The organism is Streptomyces telluris, from assembly GCF_024519335.1.
GTDB lineage: Bacteria > Actinomycetota > Actinomycetes > Streptomycetales > Streptomycetaceae > Streptomyces > Streptomyces telluris.
Window position 1 is genome coordinate 146,640 of sequence record NZ_JANIID010000001.1, and the last position, 22,633, is coordinate 169,272.

Annotated in this window: 18 protein-coding genes; 13 read left to right on the forward strand and 5 right to left on the reverse strand. The window is 74.7% G+C overall.

The window, feature by feature from the left end; all coding sequences use genetic code 11:
* Window positions 1–228 precede the first annotated feature (228 nt).
* Together NQU55_RS00665 and NQU55_RS00670 are read left to right on the forward strand one after the other, a co-directional pair.
* Entirely contained in the window at window positions 229–903 is a 675-nt protein-coding gene (locus NQU55_RS00665; RefSeq protein WP_168095026.1) for a DUF4956 domain-containing protein, read from the forward strand.
* Window positions 900–1,811, forward strand: a complete 912-nt coding sequence (locus tag NQU55_RS00670; RefSeq protein WP_256789391.1) for a polyphosphate polymerase domain-containing protein — start codon at window positions 900–902, stop codon at window positions 1,809–1,811. The genes NQU55_RS00665 and NQU55_RS00670 overlap by 4 nt, the downstream gene beginning before the upstream one ends.
* Before the next feature lie 20 nt (window positions 1,812–1,831).
* Here the strand turns inward: NQU55_RS00670 and NQU55_RS00675 are convergent, their stop codons facing one another.
* Window positions 1,832–2,968, reverse strand: coding sequence for an alpha/beta hydrolase (locus NQU55_RS00675; RefSeq protein WP_256789392.1), 1,137 nt, complete (start codon window positions 2,966–2,968; stop codon window positions 1,832–1,834).
* A 130-nt stretch (window positions 2,969–3,098) separates the two neighbouring features.
* Window positions 3,099–4,097: an NAD-dependent epimerase/dehydratase family protein gene (locus NQU55_RS00680; RefSeq protein ID WP_168091759.1), complete on the reverse strand. Its 999-nt coding sequence runs from the start codon at window positions 4,095–4,097 to the stop codon at window positions 3,099–3,101.
* A gap of 829 nt (window positions 4,098–4,926) precedes the next feature.
* Between NQU55_RS00680 and NQU55_RS00685 the strand changes: the two genes are divergently transcribed.
* The 8 genes from NQU55_RS00685 (at window position 4,927) to NQU55_RS00720 (ending at window position 14,638) form a co-directional block, all read left to right on the forward strand.
* On the forward strand, window positions 4,927–7,104 hold the full coding sequence (locus tag NQU55_RS00685; RefSeq protein WP_168091760.1) for a hypothetical protein: 2,178 nt from the start codon (window positions 4,927–4,929) through the stop codon (window positions 7,102–7,104).
* A 67-nt stretch (window positions 7,105–7,171) separates the two neighbouring features.
* Window positions 7,172–8,725, forward strand: a complete 1,554-nt coding sequence (pelF, locus tag NQU55_RS00690) for a GT4 family glycosyltransferase PelF (RefSeq protein ID WP_168091761.1) — start codon at window positions 7,172–7,174, stop codon at window positions 8,723–8,725.
* On the forward strand, window positions 8,722–10,179 hold the full coding sequence (locus NQU55_RS00695) for a hypothetical protein (protein ID WP_168091762.1): 1,458 nt from the start codon (window positions 8,722–8,724) through the stop codon (window positions 10,177–10,179). The genes pelF and NQU55_RS00695 overlap by 4 nt, the downstream gene beginning before the upstream one ends.
* Window positions 10,180–10,252: 73 nt before the next feature.
* On the forward strand, window positions 10,253–11,260 hold the full coding sequence (locus tag NQU55_RS00700; protein ID WP_168091763.1) for a GDP-mannose 4,6-dehydratase: 1,008 nt from the start codon (window positions 10,253–10,255) through the stop codon (window positions 11,258–11,260).
* Between the two features lie 50 nt (window positions 11,261–11,310).
* Window positions 11,311–12,024: a nucleotidyltransferase family protein gene (locus tag NQU55_RS00705; protein ID WP_168091764.1), complete on the forward strand. Its 714-nt coding sequence runs from the start codon at window positions 11,311–11,313 to the stop codon at window positions 12,022–12,024.
* A gap of 9 nt (window positions 12,025–12,033) precedes the next feature.
* Window positions 12,034–12,933: an NAD-dependent epimerase/dehydratase family protein gene (locus NQU55_RS00710; RefSeq protein ID WP_168091765.1), complete on the forward strand. Its 900-nt coding sequence runs from the start codon at window positions 12,034–12,036 to the stop codon at window positions 12,931–12,933.
* Window positions 12,930–13,769, forward strand: coding sequence for a spherulation-specific family 4 protein (locus tag NQU55_RS00715; RefSeq protein WP_308402187.1), 840 nt, complete (start codon window positions 12,930–12,932; stop codon window positions 13,767–13,769). The genes NQU55_RS00710 and NQU55_RS00715 overlap by 4 nt, the downstream gene beginning before the upstream one ends.
* Window positions 13,766–14,638, forward strand: a complete 873-nt coding sequence (locus tag NQU55_RS00720; RefSeq protein WP_168091766.1) for an endo alpha-1,4 polygalactosaminidase — start codon at window positions 13,766–13,768, stop codon at window positions 14,636–14,638. The genes NQU55_RS00715 and NQU55_RS00720 overlap by 4 nt, the downstream gene beginning before the upstream one ends.
* A 36-nt stretch (window positions 14,639–14,674) precedes the next feature.
* Here the strand turns inward: NQU55_RS00720 and NQU55_RS00725 are convergent, their stop codons facing one another.
* Both NQU55_RS00725 and NQU55_RS00730 read right to left on the reverse strand, forming a co-directional pair.
* Window positions 14,675–15,094, reverse strand: coding sequence for a YchJ family protein (locus NQU55_RS00725; RefSeq protein ID WP_168091767.1), 420 nt, complete (start codon window positions 15,092–15,094; stop codon window positions 14,675–14,677).
* Between the two features lie 42 nt (window positions 15,095–15,136).
* Window positions 15,137–16,177: a YncE family protein gene (locus NQU55_RS00730; RefSeq protein ID WP_168091768.1), complete on the reverse strand. Its 1,041-nt coding sequence runs from the start codon at window positions 16,175–16,177 to the stop codon at window positions 15,137–15,139.
* A 263-nt stretch (window positions 16,178–16,440) separates the two neighbouring features.
* Between NQU55_RS00730 and NQU55_RS00735 the strand changes: the two genes are divergently transcribed.
* Window positions 16,441–17,202: a polysaccharide deacetylase family protein gene (locus tag NQU55_RS00735; protein WP_168091769.1), complete on the forward strand. Its 762-nt coding sequence runs from the start codon at window positions 16,441–16,443 to the stop codon at window positions 17,200–17,202.
* A 146-nt stretch (window positions 17,203–17,348) separates the two neighbouring features.
* A complete protein-coding gene (locus NQU55_RS36325) occupies window positions 17,349–19,595 on the forward strand; it encodes an FUSC family protein (RefSeq protein WP_168091770.1) in 2,247 nt (748 codons plus the stop codon).
* Here NQU55_RS36325 and NQU55_RS00745 read toward each other — a convergent pair.
* Window positions 19,585–21,129: an FAD/NAD(P)-binding protein gene (locus NQU55_RS00745; protein ID WP_168091771.1), complete on the reverse strand. Its 1,545-nt coding sequence runs from the start codon at window positions 21,127–21,129 to the stop codon at window positions 19,585–19,587. The genes NQU55_RS36325 and NQU55_RS00745 overlap by 11 nt on opposite strands.
* Before the next feature lie 235 nt (window positions 21,130–21,364).
* On the opposite strand from NQU55_RS00745, the gene NQU55_RS00750 reads away from it, so the two are divergent.
* Window positions 21,365–22,633: a sodium/calcium exchanger protein gene (locus NQU55_RS00750; protein ID WP_168091772.1), complete on the forward strand. Its 1,269-nt coding sequence runs from the start codon at window positions 21,365–21,367 to the stop codon at window positions 22,631–22,633.

The window sequence follows — 22,633 nt, forward strand, 5'->3', positions numbered from 1 at the left end:
TGTGCCGGGTATGACAGCGGCGTCACAGTCCCGTGCGCGGCCGGTCCCGGGACGACCGTCACATCCGTGGCCTCCGGGGCAAGAGCGTCGAACGCGACAGGCGTGGCGGTAATCCGGACACTTGCCGTCCGGTTCCGTCAAAGACGCGCATTGTTCACTCAGAAGTAGCGAATGTTCACCCAGCGTTTCTTTAGGTTTTGGGTACTTCCTACGTACAGAGAGTGAGCGATGGACTCCCTACGACACCTCGCCGCCCACCTGGGGCTCGACCTCGTGGCCGTGTGCCTGCTGACGTTCGCGATCTACTACCCCCGGCACCGGCGGCGCGACCTCGTGCCGGCCTATCTGGCCCTGAACGTCGCCCTGTTCACCGTCGTCGCGGCCCTCGCCGAGCTGGGCGGCAGCGGCGGCATGGCCCTGGGGTTCGGGATGTTCGGCGTGCTGTCGATCATCCGGCTGCGGTCGGACTCCGTGCAGCACGAGGAGGTGGCGTACTACTTCACCACCCTGGTCCTGGGGCTCATCACGGGGCTGCCGCACCTCGCGTTCGGGCTCGCGGCCGCGCTCAGCGCGGTCCTGCTCCTCGTCGTCTACGCGGCGGACCACCCCCGTCTCCTCGCGCGCTCCCGCCGCACCGTCGTCACCCTCGACACCGTGCACGCCGACCCCTCCGCCCTCCGCGCCGATCTCGCCCGGCGCCTCGGCGACCCGATGCACTGGACGGTCATGGAGGTCGACTACGTGCGCGACCTGACGGTCGTGGACGTCCGCTACCGCGAGCCCGAGCCGGGAAGCCGCCGCGGGAGCGCCGTCCCGGCCGCAGCCGGCTTCGGTACGGAGACCCGTACCGAAGCCCGGGCCGAGGCCGGAGCCGAGGCCGCACCCGCGTGGGGGTCCGTGTGACCGCCACCGTCCGGCAGCCCGCCTCCGCGGGCGCCCCCGCGGTGACGCCCGCGGAAGTCCCTTCCGTGCCGCCCGCCTCCGCCGCGGCGGTCCGGGCCGTCCGGGACGCGGCGCATGCCACCGAGCCCATCCCCCTCGCCGAGGTCAACGCGCGCGCCGAGCTGATGGCGCGCTTCGACCGGAGCTACCTCGTACCGGCGGAGACCTTCCTCTCCATAGCGGCCCGGCTGACCGACCCCCGCAGACCCGGCGGCCCCTTCCGCGCCCTCACCATCGACGGCCGCCGCGCCTTCCGCTACCACTCCGTCTACTACGACACCCCGGGCCTGCGCTCCTTCCACGACCACCGGCAGGGCCGCAGGCTCCGGTTCAAGGTGCGGGAGCGGGTCTACCAGGACACGGGGGAGCGCCAGTTCGAGGTCAAGCTGAAGGGGCGCCGGGGCGACACCGTCAAGCACCGGCGGCCGCTGGCCGGCACGGACACCCCGCTCGACGCCGACTACCGCGCCTTCCTCGCCGACACCCTGCAGCGCGCCTACGGCATCGACTCGCCCGCGATCCTGCAGCCCTCGCTCAGCACGGACTACCTGCGCGCGACCTTCGTCGCCGACGGGGAACGCATCACGTGCGACGCGGGCCTCGTCTGCGACGACCTGCGCGCCGGGGCCGGGGCCGGGGCCGGGTACCGGGTGCGGTGCGACGCGGGCCTCGTCCTCGTCGAGACCAAGACCGCGGGGCACCTCACGGACGCCGACCGGCTCCTGCACGCGTGCGGGGTGCGGCCTGCGGTCTTCACGAAGTACTGCGGGGCTCTGGCCGCCCTCCGCCCGGCCCTGCCCGCCAACCGCTGGCGCCGGGCGGCGCGTTGCGCGTTCGGGGGAGGGGGAGACGGGCCGGAGCGCCCGTGAGGAGACGCCGCGCGGCGGTGCTACTGACCGCTCTTGCGGGGCGCCGTCAGCTCCTTGAGCTCCTTGTCCAGCCACCTGAGCACCACCGGGTACTCCTCGCGCCACGTCTGGAAGTTGTGGCCGCCCTCGTCCCGTACGAGCTTGTCGACCTTGAGCGGCGGCTTCGCCTTCTGCGCGAACTTCAGGCTCGGCTCGTAGTTGCTCTCGTTCCTGCTGGTGCTCACGAGCAGGGACACCGGGGGCGGGGGCATGTGCTCCAGGCGCCACGTCAGGTCGTTCTCGTTCCGGTACGCCTTGCTGCCGGCGTAGAGGTCGCCCGTCCTGCCGTCCTGGCGCGCGAAGTAGTCGGCGGACAGGCCCGCTGCGGCGCCGTAGCGCGCCGGGTTGGTCATCGCGAGCTTCAGCGCGCAGTAGCCGCCGGTGGAGTTGCCGACGGCGCCCCAGCTGCCGGGGGCGTCGGAGGCGCGGTACACGTCGGTGACGGCCAGCGGCACGTCCTCGTTGAAGAAGGTGAGCGCCTGCGGACCGCCCGGCACGTCCGTGCAGTTGGTGTCGCGGTCGGCGACCACCGAGGGCCGGACCAGCAGGTAGATCGTCGGCCTGACCTCCTTCTTCATGATGGCGGAGGAGGCGGCCTGCGGGACCTTCAGCTGGGTGATGAGGTTCTTGGAGACCCCCGGCTGCCCGGTGATCACCACCACCACGGGGAACTTCTCCTTCTCGTGCTCCTTCTGGAAGTACTCGGGCGGCAGGTAGGCGTAGCCGTCCATGCTCAGCCCGCTGACCGGGCCGCGGATCTCGACGCGGTCCACCTGCCCGGCCTTCTCGCGGGTGCCCTTGAGCCCGATGGACTCCTGCCCCCGCACGGTGAGGGCGGGCGGCCGCCTGCCGTCCTTCGTGCCCGGCTGCAGGACCTGCTTGCTCGACGCGCGGCCCAGCAGCTCGTTCCAGGTCGAGTAGAAGCCGTACTCGTTGTTCGCGGCGACGAGCAGCACGGCCAGGACGCTGACCTGCGTCACGACGAGCAGGCCGAGGCGGCCCGCCACCGCCAGGGGCCCCTTCCGCGCGGCACGCGGCCACAGCCACAGCGCGAGCGCGCTCACCGCGAGGGCGATGAGCACGAGGACGAGCAGGAACGTCCGAGACGTCAGACCCACGGCAGTCACTCCTCTTGGAGGGCGCGTTACGCCGGGAGAGACGGGCAATCAGTGGAAGGGGTTTAGTCTTTTGAGACGGAATTTCAGCTTATGTGGACGATGGCGGCCGCACTCCCCGTCCGGCCGTTTCTCAGCCGGCGGCCGTCAGCCGCTCCAGCAGGGCCGCCTCCCGCTCCGGGGCGAGTCCGAGCGGCGGCCGGTCCGGGCGCTGCGGGGCCCGGCCGCCGAGCTCCTGCAGCCAGGCCCAAGTGGCCGCCACGGTCTCGGCCGCGGGCCTGCATCGCAGCCCCGCCGCAAGGGCCTTGGAGGCGTCGCCCCGGTGGAGCACGTCGTACAGCTCGCCCGGCGGCACCCACACCGGCAGATCGGTCCAGGGCTCGATGCCGGCGGCCAGGATCTCCTCGGGCCCGGTCCAGCGCAGGACCGCCCCGGAGCCCGTCGCGCGGACGCAGGCCTCCAGCAGTTCGCCCATGGTGGCGTGCCCGGGCGGGTTCACCAGGTTGTACGGGCCGCCGAGCCCGGCCGCGAGGGCGTCGAGGATCCAGGCGGCGAGGTCCTGCACGTCGACGTACTGCACTCCCAGGTCGCGCGGGCCGGGGGCCAGCACCGTCCCGCCGCGGGCGATCCGCCCCAGCCACCACGGCAGCCGGCCCACGTTCTCGCCGGGGCCGAGGATCAGCCCGGCCCGTACCAGCAGCGCCCGGTCGCCGAAGGAGCCGAGGGCCGCCAGCTCCCCGCCGCGCTTGGCCTCCGCGTAGCCCACCTCGCCTGCGTCCGGTGAGCCGTCCACCACGGGCCAGTTCTCGTCGCGTCCGGCCGGCGAGGGATAGGCGTACACCGAGCCGCTGGAGACGTAGGCGTACCGCCCGGCGCGCCCGGCCAGCAGCCGGGCCGCGTCCCGCACGGCCGACGGCGCCCACGACCAGGTGTCGACGACGGCGTCCCACTCGCCGCGCCCTAGCGCCCGCAGCCCGTCCGCCTCCCGGCGGTCGCCGTGCAGGGCGGCGGCGCCCTCCGGCGGCGCGTGCCGGCCCCGGTGGAAGACCGTCACCCGCCAGCCGCGGGCCAGGGCCGCCTCGGTGACGGCGCGGCCCACGAACTCCGTGCCGCCCAGTATCAGTAGCCTCATGCCCCCACCCTGCCTCCTGGACCCCACCTCGGGGAAGGAGGGGAGGGCGGGAAGGGGCCGGGAGAACAGGAGGACAGGGGGCGGGAGGGGTGGAGGCGGGCGCCGCCGTGAAGGAGGGCAACCTTACTTAGAGGGCGAGGAGTTGCTTCCGGTTGCGTCCCGGCCCGGAGGGCGGTCTCGCCCGGTGAGATCGCCTACGGCGGTGACCGGGGGGATGTATGCGGCGATCAGGGGATACGGAAGAAAAGTCGGACGGCCGTCATCCGGCCGATCTCGGGATGGCCCGGCGCTTACGGTACCCCTGGGGCGCCCGGGGGCACACGCCGGGGCATCCGTGCCGGACGGTGATGTCGCCACAGGTCACCCGCGGGCCCGTCGCCCGGCGCGGCGCCGTCGCCCGCGCCGCGGTGAGTGATCGCGCGGCGCTCAATTCCGGCCAGGGACGCGCGAGTTCCGCCCCGCTCATGGCCGGTGAGCCAGCGAGACCTCCGGGCATGGCGCACTATATGCCTGGGCGGTCGAGAGACTGTTGAGGGACGCAAGTGCCTCTCGGTGCCGTGGCACGGGCACGTGTGTGCCCGCCGCCCGCGCTGTGCCGTGCGGTCCGGCTCCGGCCGTGCGGTCCGGTCACGGGCATCGGTGTCCGTGCCGTGGGGGGATCGGGCAGGCGGTCGGGTGGGGAGGCGCGACCGCCGTGGGGCCGTGCCGCTGGGGACCAAATGGGGATCATCAATTCGATGTGCGGGCCGGGCCGTCGGCCGCCGCCCGCACGTGTCTTTGGAACCGGAGGGCCGCGCCGTGCGCGCCGCCGTCCTGGGGGGAGAATCCTATGGGTCGTTCGACCCGCCTTGCCGCAGCATGGACTGCGGCCGCCCTGCTCGCCGTCACCGTTCCGGCCGGGGCCGCCCATGCCGCCGACCCGGCGCCGAGGATCGACCTGCGGGTCCTCGTCGTGGACGACGGCGGGCCCGCCACGGAGGCGATCCGGGCGGAGCTCGACGGCGCCGGCACGCCGTACACCGCGGTGGACCTGACGGACGGCGGGCGGCCCCGCATCGACGAGGCGTTCCTCAGCGACACCGTGGACGGCAGACCGCGGGCCAGATTCCAGGGCGTGGTGCTGCCGAACGAGAACCCCTTCGGGACGGACTCGCCGGAGATGGCCGCCCTGGCCTCCTTCGAGAAGCGCTTCGGCATCCGCCAGGTCGACGCCTACACGTACGCGAGCCCCAAGGTCGGGCTCAACAGCCCCCAGGGCACCGGCTACAGCGGCCCCCTGGACGGCGGGACCGCCCAGGTGACGGCCGACGGCGCCACAGGCCCCTTCGGCTACCTCAAGAAAAACGTTCCTTTCGAGGACAACGACCCCTCGGTCAACGAGAGCTACGGCTATCTCGCCGCGCCCCTGGCGCAACAGGAGCAGGGCGCGACCTACACCAGCTACCTCGACGCACCGATCCCCGGCAGCACCGCGCGCGGCTCCCTGATCGGCCAGTACACCCACGACGGCCGCAGCGAGCTGGTCGTCACCTTCATCGCCAACCAGTACCAGAGCCAGTTCCGCCTGGTCTCGCGCGGCATCGTGGAGTGGCTGACGCAGGGCATCCACCTGGGCGCCTCCCGCAACTACCTCGGCGTGCACGTCGACGACGTCTTCGCCTCCGACGACCGCTGGGACGTCAAGCGCAAGTGCACCCCCGGCGACGTCGACTGCCCCGGCAACCCCGCCCCCGACAGCCCGCCGATACGCATGACGGCCGCCGACGCGCAGTACGCCAAGCAGTGGTCGCAGAGCCACAACCTCCCGCTGGACCTGGCCTACAACGGCGTCGGCAGCGAGGAGTTCAAGGCCGAGCACGGCGGCACGTACGACCCGCTGCTCGACCAGCTCCGCGCCGACCAGAAGTCCTTCCGCTGGATCAACCACACCTACACCCACGCCTTCCTCGGCTGCGTGCAGAACACCACGGTCGTGCCGTGGAAGTGCGCCACCGACCTGTTCGGCAACGTGCGCTGGGTCAGCCGCACCGCCATCAACGGCGAGATCGGCAACAACCTCAACTGGGCGGCGCGCCAGGGCCTCACCCTCGACAAGGACGAACTGGTCACCGGCGAGCACTCCGGCCTGAAGACCCTGCCCCAGCAGAACAAGGACAACCCCGAGCTCGCGCCGTCCCTCACGCAGAACGGCGTCGGCTGGATCGCCAGCGACAACTCCCGCGAACGCCAGCAGCGCCAGGTCGGCCCCGCGCTCACCGTGCCGCGCTACCCGATGAACGTCTACTACAACGTCGGCAAGGCCACCGAGCAGACCGACGAGTACAACTGGCTGTACACGAAGAAGGCCGACGGCGGCAGCGGCACCTGCGAGAACTCCACCACGACCACCTGCCTGAAGGCCCCGCTGGACGTGAAGACCGGCTTCTCGTCCTACATCGTGCCCCTGGAGGCCCGCATCGCCATGGGCCACGTCCTCGCCAACGACCCGCGCCCGCACTTCATGCACCAGTCCAACCTCGCCGAGGAGCGCATCGGCTACACCGTCCTGGAGAAGGTCCTCTCCGACTACTCCGGCCTGTACGCCGACAACACCCCGCTGGTCAACCTCCGCATGCGCGACATCGGCACGGAGATGAGCAAGCGGGCCGCCTGGGCCGCCGCCGTCTCCGCCGGCAAGGTCACCGCCTACCGCATCGGCAGCACCGTCACCGTCTCCGCACCCGCCGGGACGCAGCTCTCCGCCACCCTGCCCGCCGGCACCGTCCGCAACGACACCCGGGCCGCCTTCGGCGACGCCTACGCGGGCCTGCGCTCCGGCTGGGCCGCCCCCGCCGCCGGCCAGGACCGCCTCGACCTCACCCTGCCCGCCGGCGCCACCCCGTCGGCCCGCGCGCTGACCTCCGCCACCGCCGCCGCACAGCCCCCGGCCGCGAAGTCCCTCCCGGTTCCCGAGGGCGTCACCGCCCGCGTGCCCTACGGCCCCGGGGATGCCGCCGCCCGGCGCTGACCCGGCCCGCCATCACTCCGTGCCGCACCACCCCTTGCACAGCCGACACTGGAGAGAACCGAGTTCTATGCACGGACCGCCTGCCGAAACGGCATCCGACACCCCCACGGTGACCCTGCTCACCGAGGGAACGTACCCGCACAGCCATGGCGGAGTGAGCGTGTGGTGCGACCAGCTCGTCCAGGGCATGCCCGACGTCGACTTCCGGGTCATCGCGGTCACCGGCACCGGCCGCGAACCGCTCGCCTGGGAACTGCCCGGCCACGTCCGGGAGGTGGAGAGCCACGCCCTGTGGGGACCTCCGCCCCCCGGCCGCGCCCCGCGCGGCCGGGACCTGCGGGCCTTCCTCACCGCCTACGAACAGTTCCTGCTGTCCCTCCTGGACCCGGACCAGGAGCCGCACTTCGCCCGCACCTTCTACCGCCTCGCCGACCACGCCGCCTCCGGCTCCCTGTCGGCCGCCCTGCGCGGCGAGGCCGCCGCCCGCACCCTCGTCCGCGTCTGGAACCGGCCGCACCTGCACACCGCGGCCGCCCGCCCCACCCTGCACGACGCCCTGCTGGCCACCGACCTGCTGGAGCACGCCCTGCGCCCGCTCGCGGCCACCCCGCCCGCCGGAGGCGTCACCCACGCCGTCAGCGGAGGGCTCGCGACGCTGCCCGGCCTGGTCGCCCACCACCGGCACGGCACGCCCTTCCTCCTCACCGAACACGGCATCTACCTGCGCGAGCGCTACCTGAGCTTCCGCGCCGAGTCCTACCGCTGGCCGGTCAAGGCCCTGATGCTGGGCCTGTTCCGGATGCTCGCCGCGGAGAGCTACCGGTGCGCCTCCCTGGTCACCCCCGGCAACCGCTACAACCGGCGCTGGGAGGAGCACGGCGGCACCCCGCCCGACCGCATCCGCACCGTCTACAACGGCGTCGACCCCACGGCCTTCCCGCCCGCCGGGCCCGAGCCGGACGCCCCGACCCTCAGCTGGGCCGGCCGCGTCGACCCCATCAAGGGCCTGGAGACGCTCATCCGCGCCTTCGCGCTCGTCCGCGAGGAAATACCCGAGGCCCGCCTGCGGCTCTTCGGCGGCACCCCGCGCGGCGGCGAGGGCTACCGCACCGCCTGCGAGAAGCTCGCCGCGGAACTCGGCGCCGGCGAAGCCGTCGTCTTCGAAGGACGCGTCGACGACATCCGCGACGCCTATGCCGCCGGCAACGTCGTGATGCTCTCCAGCATCAGCGAAGGATTCCCCTTCACCCTCATCGAAGCCATGTCGTGCGGGCGGGCCACCGTCTCCACGGACGTCGGCGGCGTCCGCGAGGCCGTCGGCGACACCGGGCTCGTCGTACCGCCCCGCGACCCCGAGGCCATGGCCCGCGCCGCCCTCAAGCTCCTGCGCGACCCCGCGCGGCGCGCGGACATGGGGGAACGGGCCCGGCTCAGGGTCATCGAACAGTTCACCCTCCGGCAGACCATCGACGCCTTCCGCGGCATCTACCACGACCTCGCCGGCACCCGCCGGCCCGAGTCCGCCCTCGAACGGCCCCGGCGCAGGCAGGAGGCCCCGGCCCGGGACCTCGCGGACGCCGAGAGACCGGTCATGGCCCTGGCCGCGGGCGGTGCGCGATGAGCGGCTTACTCCGCCTCGTGCCCGACGAGCCCGAGCCCGCCCACGAACTGGCGGCCGCACCCGCGACGGTGCGGCCCCGGCCGCGGCCGAGCTGGGCCGCCGACCCCGTCGACGAACTCGCCCAGCAGCTGGCCGAGGTGTGCGCCGCGGCCGTCCACCCCGACGAGATCGCGGCCGTCCTGGAGGCCGACGGCCTCACCGGCGAACAGATCACCGAACGCTACGGACGCGCCGACGCCTTCGAACTCGCGGCGGAGCTGTACGCGCGCGTGCCCCGCAGCCACCCCGAACCCGGACCCCGTCCGGACCCCTGGAAGGTGACCCCGGGCCGCTTCGTCCTGCGGGCCCTGGTGTTCACCCTCCCCGGCTTCGGCTACTCCCTCGCCGCGCCCCTGATGGCCGGCGCCAGGGACGGCTACGGCCTGCCCCTGGGCACGGCGGGCCTCGTCGCCTCCGCACTCGTGGCCTGGGCGTGGAACCAGGCCCTCGCCCACCGCGCCTACCTGCGCCTGGCGACGGGCGGGCGCAGCGCCGCGGCCCGCTGCCTGCAAGGGGGCGCACCGCTCGGCGCCCTCCTGGCCACGGCCGCGGCGGTGATCCCGCCCGGCCTGCCGGGAGTGGCCGCCTTCGCGGCCGGCCAGGCGCTCTACCTCGCCGCGGCGACGGTCCTGCTGGTACTCGGCCGGGAACGGCTGCTGCTCCTCACGCTCGCGCCCACCGCGGCCGGCGGGGCGGCACTCCTGGCCGTCCGGCCGCCCGACGCCCTTCGCGTCGCCCTGCTCCTGGCCACCGCCGGGGGCGTGCTCGCCGCGGCGGCCCACGAGGCCGTACGGGCCCGTCGCGAAGGCAGACCACCCGCACAGCCCGCCCTGTCGCCGCTCGCCTCCGTCCCGTACGGCCTGTTCGGCCTGGGCTGCGGCGTGCTGACGACCCTCGCCGCACTCGGCGACGTCCTGCGCCGCACCCCGGGCGCGACCACCGCCGGGGCCGCCGTCATCGCGCTCACCCTCAGCATGGGAGCCGCGGAATGGCTGCTCTACCGCTGCCGCGGCACGGCACTCGCGGCACTCGCCCGCTCCACCACGACCGCCGGCCTCAAGTTCGGCGCGGCCCGCGTCCTGGGCCTGTGCGTCGCCGCCTACCTCGCGGCGCTCGCCCTGCTCGGCCTGGCCACGGGCGCGCTGTGGCCGGACGGCCCGCCGGTCACCGCCGGACGGACCGCCTCCCTGCTCGCCCTGGGCGCCGTCCTGTGGACCGGGCTGCTCCTGCAGGCCTTCGGCGTCGCCTGGCTCCCGGCCCTGGTGTGCCTGGCCGCGGCCGGCGCCGAATCGGCCGCCGCCGTCCTGCGGATCTCCGCGCCCGTCACGGCCCAGCTCCTCGTCTGTACGGCGGCGGCAGCCTGCCTGCTCGCCGCCGCCACCGCCCTGCTCAGCCGGATCACCACGCACCGCTGACGCACCGTTCGCTCCGTCCCCGCTCCACCGCGGCCGGAGCCGGCCGCCACCGCTCACCCAAAGGGAGACCGTCATGCCCGCATCCGCACCCGCCCCCGTAGCCGTCACCGGCGCGGAAGGATTCATCGGCTCGCACCTGGTGGAAGCGCTCGTCGCCGCCGGCCACCGCGTCCGCGCGATGGTGCAGTACAACTCCTTCTCCTCCTACGGGTGGCTGGAGACCCTGCCCGGCGAGGTGATGGACAACGTCGAGGTCGTCCTCGGCGACGTGCGCGACCCCGGCTCGGTCCACGGCCTGGTGACCGGCACCGAGGCCGTCTACCACCTGGCCGCCCTCATCGCGATCCCCTACTCCTACCGCGCCCCGCACAGCTACGTGGAGACCAACGTCACCGGCACCCTCAACGTGCTGGAGGCCGTGCGCCACCTCGGCATCCCGCGCCTGGTCCACACCTCCACCAGCGAGACCTACGGCACCGCGCAGACCGTGCCCATCAGCGAGGACCACCCCATCAACACCCAGTCCCCGTACGCCGCCTCGAAGGCCGGCGGCGACCGCCTCGCGGACAGCTACCACGCCAGCTTCGAGGTCCCCGTCGTCACGCTGCGCCCCTTCAACACCTTCGGCCCGCGCCAGTCCATGCGGGCCGTGATCCCCACCGTCATCGGGCAGGTCGCCGCGGGGGAGCGCACCATCACCCTCGGCGACCTGCGTCCCACCCGGGACTTCAGCTACGTCAAGGACACCGTCGCCGCCTTCCTCGCCGTCGGCACCGCCCCCGCCGCCGACGTCGTCGGACGCACCTTCAACTCAGGTACGGGCGAGGAGATCTCGGTCGGCGACCTCGTCTCCCTCATCGGCAAGATCATGGACACCGAGCTGGAGGTCCGCGCCGACCAGGAGCGCATCCGGCCGGCCGCGTCGGAGGTCATGCGCCTGGTGTGCGACGCGAGCCGGCTGCGTGCCGCCACCGGCTGGGCCCCCGCCCACACCCTCGAGCAGGGACTCGCCCAGACCGTCGCGTTCTTCCGCGACCCGCTGAACCTCGGCCGGTACAAGGCCGGCATCTACAACGTCTGACGCGCGACGGCACCGCCCCGACGTCACCCCCGCAGAGAGGAACAGCACCCATGCACGTCGTCATTCTTGCCGGAGGCAAAGGCGTCCGGCTCCGCCCGTACACCACCGCCCTGCCCAAGCCCCTGGTGCCCATCGGCGAGGAGCACGCGATCCTGGAGATCGTGATGCGCCAGCTCGTCAGCGCGGGGTTCACCAGCTGCACGCTGGCCATCGGCCACCTCGGGCACATCATCCGCGCCTACGTAGGCGACGGATCCCAGTGGGGCATACGCGTCGACTACACCACCGAGGAGAGCCCCCTGGGCACCATGGGCCCCCTCCTCACCATGCTCGACCGGCTGCCCGAGAACTTCCTCGCCATGAACGGCGACATCCTCACCGACCTCGACTTCGGCGATGTGTACCGTACCCACGTGGCCTCCGCGGCGCCGCTGACCATCGCGACCTACGCCCGCCAGGTGAGCATCGACTTCGGGGTGCTGACCACCGACTCCGGCAGAGTCGTCGGCTTCGCCGAGAAGCCCAGAATGGACTACCGGGTCTCCATGGGCGTCTACGGCGTCTCCCGCGCCGCCCTCGCCCGCTACACCCCGGGGCTGCCGCTGGGGTTCGACGAGCTGGTGCTGGACATGCTGGAGGCGGGCACTCCGCCGAGCGCCTACGAGTTCGACGGCTACTGGCTCGACATCGGCCGGCCCGACGACTACGACCGCGCCAACCGGGAGTTCTCCCTGCACCGCGACATGCTGATCAAGGGAGCGTGAACGGCCGGCATGCGCATCATCGTCCTGGGCGGCACCGGCTTCCTGGGCCGGCACGCCGCCGAGCACCTGCGCGCCCTCCCGGGCGCGCAGGTGCTCGCCGCCGGCCGCTCGGCCGCCGCCGACGTTCCCGTCGACCTCCTCTCGGCGCAGGTGGACGCCCTGGCCGCCGACCTGCGGCGCGCCGCGCCCGACGCCGTCGTCAACTGCGCGGGTGCGGTCGGCGGCGGCCCGGTGGGCCTCACCGGCGTCAACGCCCTGGGCCCCGCCGTCCTGTGCGAGGCCCTGCGCGCGGCGGCGCCCCGGGCCCGCCTCGTCCACCTGGGCTCCGCCGCCGAGTACGGGCCCGCCGAACGGCCCGTCGCCGAGACCGACGCCGCGCGCCCGCTCGGCCTCTACGGCGCGACGAAGCTGGCCGGCACCCTCGCCGTCACCGGCTCCGGCCTGGACGCCGCCGTCCTGCGGGTGTTCAACCCCGTGGGCCCCGGCGCGCCCGCCGCCTCCCTGCCCGGCCGCCTCGCCGGGCTTCTCCGGGACGCCGGGCGGGACGGCCGCATCAAGGTCGGCGACCTGTCCGCCCACCGCGACTTCGTCGACGCGCGCGACGTCGCCGACGCCGTCGCGCTCGCCGTCACCGCGCCCGGCCCGCTGCCGCCCGTCCTCAACATCGGCAGCGGCACCGCCCGCCCCGTCCGGGCGGTCGCCGACGGGCTCATCGCCTCCGCGGGCTTCCGCGGCCGGCTCGACGAGGACGGCGACGGCTCGCCCCGCTCCGCCGCCGTGCCCTGGCAGCAGGCCGACACCGCCCTGGCGGCGAAGGCCCTGGGCTGGACGCCACGGCGCCCCCTCGCCACCTCGCTGACCGACCTGTGGGCCGAGACCCGCGACCGGGCCGGGGAGCCCCCGCGGTGAGCCCACCCGACCACCGGCCGGACGGGCAGCGGCTGCTCGTCCCGCTGTACGTCCACCCGGACGCCGACCCCGAGGCGTGGGCCGCCCTGGAGGCGGCCGCGCCCCGGCTGCACGGCGTCGTCCTCAACGTCGCGGACGGGCCCGGCTCCCGCCCCGACCCCGCCTTCGGGGCCGTGGCCGAACGCCTGCGCGGCGCCGGCGTACGGCTGCTCGGCTACGTCGACACCGGCTACGGCCACCGGCCGCCGCGCGCGGTCGTCGGCGACATCCGCCGCCACCGCCGCTGGTACGGCGTCGACGGCGTCTTCCTCGACCAGACGGCCGCGCAGGCCGCGCACCTGCCCCACTACCGCCGGCTCGTCATGCTCGCCAGGGCGCTGGGTGCGCGGACGGCCGTCCTCAACCCCGGCACCCACCCCGACCCCGGCTATGCTCGCGTCGCCGACCTCCTCGTCACCTTCGAGGGCACCTGGGACACCTACCGGAGCGCGACCGTGCCGCCTTGGACCGCCGACCACCCGCCGGCCCGCTTCTGCCACCTCGTTTACGGCGTGCCGACCGGGCACGCCGCCCACGTGGCGCGCACCGCCGGGGACCGGGGCGCCGGGGTGCACTGCGCGGTACCGGGAGAGGGGGCCAACCCTTGGCGCTCCGCGCCGTGGGTTCACGGCGAACCGCTCCCCACCGGGCCGGCCGGCCCGCGGCCGGCACCGGCTGACTCCCGGCCCGGGACGGACGGTTCCGGGGCCCGGCCGGGGGCGGGCGATGTCCTGTCCGGGGCGGACGGATCCGGGCTCGCGCCGGGCAGGCCCCCGCACCCGCGGAGCGCGCGGTGAACCGGCAGCGGCGGCAGCGGCCGTACAGCGTCCTCGCCGCGCTGCTCCTGCTGGCCGCCCTGGCCGGCTGCTCGGCCACGGAGGTCGGCGACGGCCCGGATGACGAGGCCGGCGGCGGCACGCCCGTGCCCTCCGCCTCCGGCGAGGCCCGCCGCCACGGCGGGCCGCACTGGCAGCCCCGCCCCGGCACCCGCTGGCAGTGGCAGCTCGACGGCAAGGCCGACACCTCCGCCGACGTGCCCGTCTACGACATCGACGGCTTCGAGAACACGGCCCGTACGGTCAAGGAGCTGCACGACCGCGGGGCCAAGGTGATCTGCTACATCAACGCCGGCGCCTGGGAGGACTTCCGCCCGGACCACAAGGCGTTCCCGCAGCGAGTGCTCGGCGAGCCGAACAAGGGCTGGAAGGGCGAGAAGTGGCTGGACATCCGCCGCCTCGACGTCCTGCGGCCGATCATGGCGGCCCGCTTCGACATGTGCCGGCAGAAGGGCTTCGACGCCGTCGAGCCGGACCTGACGGAGGGCTACCGCAACCGCACGGGCTTCCCGCTGTCCGCGGCCGACCAGCTCGCCTTCAACCGGATGCTCGCCTCGCTCGCCCACGAACGCGGCATGGCCATCGGCCTGAAGAACGACCTGGACCAGATCCCCGCCCTCGTGGGCGACTTCGACTTCGCGGTGAACGAGCAGTGCGCCGAGTTCGAGGAGTGCGAGAAGCTGACGCCGTTCGTGAAGGGCGGCAAGGCCGTCTTCCACGTCGAGTACGCCCTGGAGCGGAAGGACTTCTGCCCCACGGCGCAGCGGCTCGGCCTCAGCTCGATGCGCAAGAAGCTCGAACTGGACGCCTGGCGCGAGCCGTGCGGGTGACCGGCACCGTGGTGACCGGCACCGCCGCCGCGCCGGTCACACCTCGCCGACGTACACCCACTGCCCGTCCTCACGGGCGAAGCGGCTGTTCTCGTGCTGGAAGTCCGCGCGGCCGCGGGCGGTGTAGTGGGCGCGGAACTCCACCGTGCCCTCCTGGTGGAAGGCCGTGCCGTCCGTCGTCCCCAGGATCTCCAGCCGGGTCCACTCCATGACGGGGTCGAAGTCCAGCCCGTCCGGCCGGGTCGTGGAGTGCCAGGTGCGCAGCAGGTAGGCGGCGTCGCGGACGGCGAAGGCGCTGTAGCGCGAGCGCATCAGCCGTTCGGCCGTCGATGCCGCCCGCTCGCCCGCGTGCAGGCAGCCGCAGCAGTCGCCGTAGGACGCGTCGAGGCCGCAGGGGCAGGGGGAGGCGGCGGTGACGGCCGGCCGGGGCGCGTGGGGTCTGGTTCTTCTGGACACCCCACGATTGTGCCCGTTCCCCGGCCCGGCCCCGGCACCGGCTCAGCCGGCGGCGGGGATGTACGCCAGCCCGTGCGCGCCCGCCTCGCCCTTCCGGCCGACCTCCAGCGTGGTGATCACGTCCATCCGCTCCAGGTCCACCACGGTCACCGTGCTGGACATGACGTTGGCCACGTAGCCCACCTTCCCGTCCGGCGAGGACGTGATGGTCAGCGGGAACCGGCCGACCGGCACCCGGCCGGCGACCTCGAAGCCGTCGGGTTCGAAGACGGTCAGCACCCCGTCCTGCTGGGCGCCGAGCGCTCCGCCCTCGCCCCCGCCCATGCGCAGCTCGCCCGCGAGGACCGCGCCCGTGACCGTGGTGTGCACCGGGAAGACCAGGCCCTCGGTCGGCAGGACGCGCCGCACCTCTCCGGTGACGGCGTCGATCACCCGGATGCCGGGCTGTGCGGCCGGGGTGGGCAGGAAGTCGCCCTTGGGGGCGGCGACGTAGACGTGCCTGCCGTCGGGAGAGACGTCGAGCCCCTCGCTGCCCGGCACGGCGACGCGCCCGGCGAACTCGTCCTTCTCCAGGTCCACGACGGAGACGAACGACGCCTCCTTGTTGGTGGACCAGCCGCGACGGCCGTCCGGGGAGATGGCGAACCAGTGCGGCCCGTCGGCCATGACGGGTATCCGGCCGATGCGGCGGCGGGTGTCCGCGTCGAGGATGACGACGCCGCCCGGCTTGGTGTCCGTGGCCTCGACGCTGACGTACAGCCGGGAGCGCTCCCGGTCCAGGGCGAAGCCGTGCGGGGCGTGGTCCGGGCCGATGTCGACGGTGTCGACGACCTTCCGGGCGTCGGCGTCGATGACGGCGATCTGCCGGGCCCGGCCCCGGTGGGCGTGGTAGTAGCCGTCGACGTACGTGGTCGCGCAGTACAGCAGGCGCCGGTCGGGGTCGAAGCACAACTCGTGCGGCTGGGAGGGCACTTCGACCACGTCGAGCTGCTCGTGGGTGCCGGCGTCGAAGAAGGTGACGGTGGGTCCGGTCTGGCTCACGACGGCCAGCACGTCGGTACGGGAATCCGTGTTCGTGTTCATGCCTCGTATCCTCGGCCGCCCCTGCGGGGGCGTTCCAATGCCGGGCGGGCAAGGATGTCTTGCGGCGGGCGCATTCGTCCAGCTGAACGCGGCGCGGGCCGCGGAGGGCGTGGCGCGCGTCACGCCCGCGTCCCCCGGAAGCGGCCCCGTACGCGCCCCGCCCGAGGCTCGCCGGGTCCCTCCCGGGCGTCGTCCTGCTGGCGGCCGGACCCCGGCGCCGGGATCATCTGAACCCCGAACGGTGCCGAGGGAGGAGTTCCCGCATGTCCGGTTCGTCGCGCCGCGTGCTCCACCTGCCCCGCCCGCCCCGCGTCCGCCCGCCCCTGGGCGCGGCCCTGGCCGCGCTGACCCTGGTGCTGTGCGGGCTGCCCGCCTCCGCCGAGCCCGCCTCCGCCGAGCCCGCGGCCGCCTACGACCACCGGAGATGCGGGAACACCTCCGGCCGGGTGCTGCTCACCCTCGACGACTGGCCCTACGACCACGTCGAACGGGCCGTGGAGACGGGCGCCTACCTCAAGGAGAGGGGGATCCGTGCGGCGTTCTTCCTCATCAACGAGTACGCCTCGCAGCAGCCCCAGGTCGCCCGGACCCTGCGGCGCCAGGGGCACTGGGTGGGCAACCACACCTATTCGCACCCGCACTTGACGACGCTTCCGGAGGCCGAGGCGCGCAGGGAGATCCGCGATGGCGTCAGGAGCACGCTGCTCCGTCCGCCGTTCGGGGACTACGGCCCGCGGGAGACGCGGATCGCCGCGAGCCTGGGCTACCGCGTGTGCACCTGGACCGTCGACACCCTCGACTGGGAGAACTCCGGCGGCCGCTTCCCCGACGTCGCCACGCTGCGGGCGAGGATCCGCGACGCCCCCGCGGAGGACAAGCGCGGGGGAGTGGTGCTCGGGCATCTTTTCAGCAACTTCCCCGACGCCCTGCCGGGCATCGTCGACGACCTGCGGGACCAGGGTTACGCCCTGTGCCGCAACACCGGCCCCACCGGTCCGGTGATCAGGGACCCGCTGCGGTGCTGACCGACGGGGTGTCGCCTTGAAGCCGACGTTTCCTCACCTAATGTGAGGATCATTATGATCCGCACAATCAGCTGGAATGCCGCACCCGGCCCCCGGGCCGCTCCGCCGCACTCCTGCGGGCGGAAGGCGCCCCGGTGGACGCGGGCATGATCGTGTCCGCCCGCCGGCTCCTGCGTCACGAGGGCGTGCCGCAGGCGGCCCGCCGCGCCCTGTGGGCGGTGGCGGCCGCCTGCCCCGGCTTCTCCTTCTTCCGGTACGTCACCGGCGACTCCGTCATGGCCCTGTACGCCATGTTCGGGGCACTGCCCCTCGTCATGTTCTGCCGCGTCCCCGGCCCGCCGCGGCAGCGGACCCGCACCCTGCTCACCGCCCTGCCCGCCGGCTGGGTCCTCGTCACCGCCGGAACGCTCCTCGCCGTCCATCCCTGGGCGGCCGCCGGCGGCATGCTGGCCGTCGGCTTCGTCCTCGCCTACTGCGGCGTCGGCGGCCCGCGCCTGACCGGCCTCGCCACGGCCTTCCAGCTCTTCTACGTACTGCCCTGCTTCCCGCCCTACGATCCCGGCTCCCTGGACTCCCGGCTCACCGGCCTGACCACCGGCATCCTGCTCGCCGTCCTGGCCGAGCGGTTCCTGTGGCCCGAACCCGCCCCCGTCCCCTACCGCGCCGTCCTCGCCGAGGCGGTGGCGGCCGTGGCCGACTACGCCAGCGCCACCGCCTACCACCTCGAAGCCGGCGGCGGCGCGCCCGCCGAACGGGAGGCCGCCGACCGCGCGATGGCCGCCGCCCGCCTCTCCCGCGTGCCCGTCACCGAGCGCCCCGCCTCGCCCTCCGTCCGCGACCGGGCCCTCAACCACACCCGCGCGGCCGTCCACCACGTGCGTGACCAGCTCGACCGCCTCGCCGACTGCCCCGGCCACCCCGCGGCCGGTCCCGCCGCCGTGAACCTGCTCCGGCACACCGAACTCTCCCTGCGGTCCGTCGCCGGCGAGCTGCGCACCGGCACCCCGGACACCCGGCCCGACCCGCTGCCCGCCGCCCTCGCCGCCTTCGACGCGGTCCGCGTCGCCGAGCTGCGGGAGGCCTCCACCGCCCGGCTGCGCCAGGACGCCGTCGCCCGGGGCGCCGCCGAAGCCACCCGGCTGGCCGCCGGGGCCGCCCGCCTCGCGCTCGGCCCGGCGCAGCCGCCCGCCGCAGCGCCGCCGCACCCGGGCGCGGACGTCCTCGCGTACGCGGACACGCCCGCGCACCTGCTGTGGTGGCGGCGCCTGCGGATGCACCTGACCCCCCGCTCGGTCCACCTGCAGAACGCCCTGCGCCTGGCCGTGGCGCTGGCGGGCGCCCGGCTGCTCGCCGGCACGCTCGACCTGGCCCACGGCGTCTGGGTACTGCTGGCCACCCTCAGCCTCATGCGCACCTCGGCGGCCGACACCCGGGCGGCCCCGGCCCCGGCCCTCGCCGGCACCGTCGCGGGCGCCGCCGTCGCCGCCCTCACGCTCTACGCCGCCGGGGACCGGCCCCTCTTCTACGCCCTCGCCCTGCCCGTCGTCATCCTCGTCGGCTTCACCCTGGGGCCCCTGCTCGGGCCCGCCTGGACGCAGACCGCCTTCACCCTCGCCTCCGTCCTGGTATTCGCCCAGGTCTCCGGCCCCGGCTGGCGGCTGTCCGAGGTGCGGCTCCTCGACGTCGCCGTAGGCGGTGCCGCCGGGGCCCTGGCCGCTCTCCTCGCCTGGCCGCGCGGCGGCCGCGGCGAACTCGCCCGTGACATGGCGGACCTCCTCGCCGAGGGCGCCGTCGCCTGCCGCACCGTCACCGCCCTGCTGGGCGACGACCGGCTCCAGCGCGACCGCTCCCAGGGCGACCCGCTGCAGGCCGCGCGGCGCGCCATGCACCTCGCCGAGGCCTCCTTCGCCCAGTACCTGACGGAGCGCACGCGCCGCAACCGGCCCGAGCCGCACTGGGAGGCCGCCCTGGCCACCGGGCGCACCATCGTGCACGGCGCCGAACTGCTGCTGATGACCCATCAGGAAGGGCTGCGCGAGCCCCTCCCGCCGGGACCCGCCGCCGCCCTGACCGGGCTCGCCGGGCAGGTGGCGCAGGAGGTGCTGCGCGCCGCGGACACGCTGCGCGGCTCCGGGCAGCGCGAGCCCCGCACGACCGTCTCCCGCTACCCGGCGGAGGACTCCGGACCCCTGAGGCGGGCGGCCGACCGGCACGGCATCGGCGACGCCCACGTCCTGCTCGTCGTCGACGCCGAGGCCTGGCTCACCGGAGTGGCCCACGACGCGGTCCGCACCCGTTCGGCCCCGCCCCGGACGGAGGTGCCGGCCACGCGCCGGGCGGAACCGCCGAGGGTGCGGGTGCGGGGCGCCGGGTCCGGCGGCCTCAGGCCCTGATCCGCGCCTGCGCCCCCGGGCCCGGCGCCGGCCCCTCGCCCCGGTCCGCCGGCACGGGCTCGCCCTGCGCGAGCCGGTCCGCGACCTGGCGGGCCTGGCGGACCACGTTGCGCAGGTGGTTCGAGAACGGGATGCGTACGTGCGTACCGACCCCGACCACCCACACGTGCTCCGGCGCCGCCTCCGGCCCCCTGCGTACCCGCAGGTCCGCCTCCAGACGGCTGACGGCCGTGCCCCCGTCGGGCGCGCCGTCCACGTGGAGGGCGGTCCTCTCCCGGTCCCAGTGCAGCAGGGGCGGGCCGAAGCCGGTCGCGTTGACGACGTAGTCGAAGCGCTCCGGCGCCGCGCCCGAGCGCTCCACCCGCCACGCGCCGCCCTCGAAGGAGACGGACCGCGGGTAGGGGCGGACCATGCGCAGCGCCCCGGAGTCGAAGTGCGCGAGCAGCCGCCGGGCGTTGACGTGGGACAGCGCGGTCGCGTACCGCCCGGTCATCCAGGCGAACTCCGCCGCCAGTTCGCGGAGGCGGCCCGGGGACAGGGCGGGAGCCAGCGCGATGAGCTGCTCGATCACGGGCACCATGACGTCCGGCCACGCGCACGCGCCCTCCTCGACGAGGGCGGTCTCCTCGCGCAGCCGCTGCACCGGATCGCAGGCGCGGGAGACCTGCCGGCGCAAGGGGCGGCGGTCGTGCAGCCGGATCGCCTCCACCACGCACCGCACCAGCCGGTCCTCCAGGTACGGGTCCGCGGGGTCGAGGCGGGAGATGCGCTCCAGCGGCGGGTACGGGTGCAGCGGCGCGGCCAGTGACTCGCGGACGGCGGGCAGCCGGCCCGAAGGCGAGGTCAGGGTGGTGCGGTGGCCGTCGCGGCACAGCAGCAGCGCCGCGTCCGCCGCCGACTGGTGGCTGCCGAGGACGAGCACCCGCGAGCCCGGGCGCAGGCCCTCCCGGATCCGGGACGCCGGGTAGGGGCTGTCGAGGTAGCGCGGGTGGCCGACGAAGGCGGCGAAGCCGTCGGGGACGCGGGGGCGGTGGACGCCGGTGCAGACGACGACGTCGTCGGCGCACAGCTCCTCGCCGGTCGAGAGCCGCACCCGGTGGCCGTCCGGCCCGCCGGCGCCGATGCTCAGCGCGCTCGCCCGTACGTGCTCGACGGCGACGCCGGTCCGCGCGGCCTGCTCGCGGGCCCCTGCGGAGCGGTCGGCGCAGTACTCGGCCATCCGGGCGCGGGGGACGCAGTCCTTCGCGGTGCCCGTCCAGCCGTGCTCGCGCAGGTGATCGACGAAGTCGCCGGGCCGGTCCGCGAGGAGCGAGTTCAGCTCGGCCGCGGTGTTGCACAGCAGCAGCGGGTCGTCGTCCCCGAAGGCCAGGCCCCAGCCGGCCGGGTGGGGGTCCACGACGCGGACGGAGGCGACGGGCAGGGGCGGCCGGCGACCGGCGAGCGCGCGGACCAGCTGCAGCAGCACGCTGGTCCCGGCGACCCCGCCGCCGACGATGACGACGTCCCGGCCGGTGATACGAGCGATGCGTCCCACGGGCACCTCTCTCCCCTCGGTCATCCCCCCGGGCCCGTAGAGCACCCTGCCCATCCGGCCGTCCTACGGAACCCGCGGGGCCCGTGCGCACGAGAAGCCGCAGTTCGCGGCCCCGGGCTCCCGGGTTCCTGGGCCGAACGGGCGTCACCGTCCGTCACCTCCGCGCTGTCCGCTCCGGACTGCTTGTTCCTGCTGGTAGATCGGCAGGAACGGGTGCGACGCGGAAGGAGCGGCCATGGGTGAGCCTGCGGCAACGGTCTCGGCACCGGCCGAGGCGCCGGCCCCGGCGCCGCCCTCCGGCGCTGCGAGTGCCGCGCGGGTCGCCGCGGCCTGTGCCGGGGCCGGTCCCGCGGTCGTGGTGCGGCTGAGCGGTGCCGAGCTGCCGCCCGGTCCGGCCGTGGCCGTCTTCGGGCTGGGGGTGCTCTGCTCGGCGTTGCTGCTGATGTGGGCCGCCGAGACGGCCCGCGTGGACATGGCCGGGGCGCTCGCCCTGGCCCTGCTGGCCTTCATCGCCGTGCTGCCCGAGTACGCCGTCGACCTCTACTTCGCCTACGCGGCCGGGTCCGACCCCTCCTACGCCGCCTACGCGGCGGCCAACATGACCGGCGCGAACCGGCTGCTGGTGGGCGTCGGCTGGCCGCTCGTCGCGCTCGCCGCCGCCCTGGCGCTGCGCCGCCGCGGCGCGGCCCCGGGCGCGATCGTGCTGGAGCCGCACCGCCGCATCGACGTCGCCTTCCTCGCGGTGGCCGCCGTCTTCGCGTTCGTGATGCCGCTCAGCCGTGAGATCGGCTGGTACGTACCGGTGGTGCTCGTCCCCTGGTACGGCTACTACCTCTACCGGATCGCCAAGTGCGGCGCGGGCGGGATGGAGGAGCTCGTCGGCGTCCCGGCGCGGCTGGCCCTGCTGCCGCGGGCCGGGCGGCGCACCGTGACGGCCGTGCTCTTCGCGGGCGCGGCGGCCGTGGTGTTCGCCTGCGCCGAGCCGTTCGCGCTCGCACTGGTGGAGGCGGGCGCCTCGCTCGGCATCGACCGCTTCGTCCTGGTCCAGTGGCTCGCCCCGCTCGCGTCCGAGGCCCCGGAGCTGATCGTCGCCGTGGTCTTCGCCTGGCGCATGCGGGCCGGCGACGGGCTCGGCGCGCTGCTGTCGAGCAAGGTCAACCAGTGGACGCTGCTGGTGGGCTGCCTGCCCCTCGCCCACGCGCTCGGCGGGGGAGGGGAGGCCCTGCCGCTGGTGACCCGTCAGGTCGACGAGGTCGCCCTGACGGCCGCGCAGACCGTGCTGGCCGTCGTCGTCCTGCTGGACCTGCGCTTCGTGCGGTGGGAGGCCGTAGCCCTTTTCGTCCTCTTCGCGGTGCAGTTCGCGCTCCCGGGCGAGTACGCCCGGGAGGTGCTGACCTACGTCTACCTGGGCCTGGCGGCCCTGCTGCTGACGAGGCGGTGGCGAGACCTCCCGGACACGGGCCGGGCCCTGGGCGGGCGGGTCGCGGGGGACCCGCACTTCTGA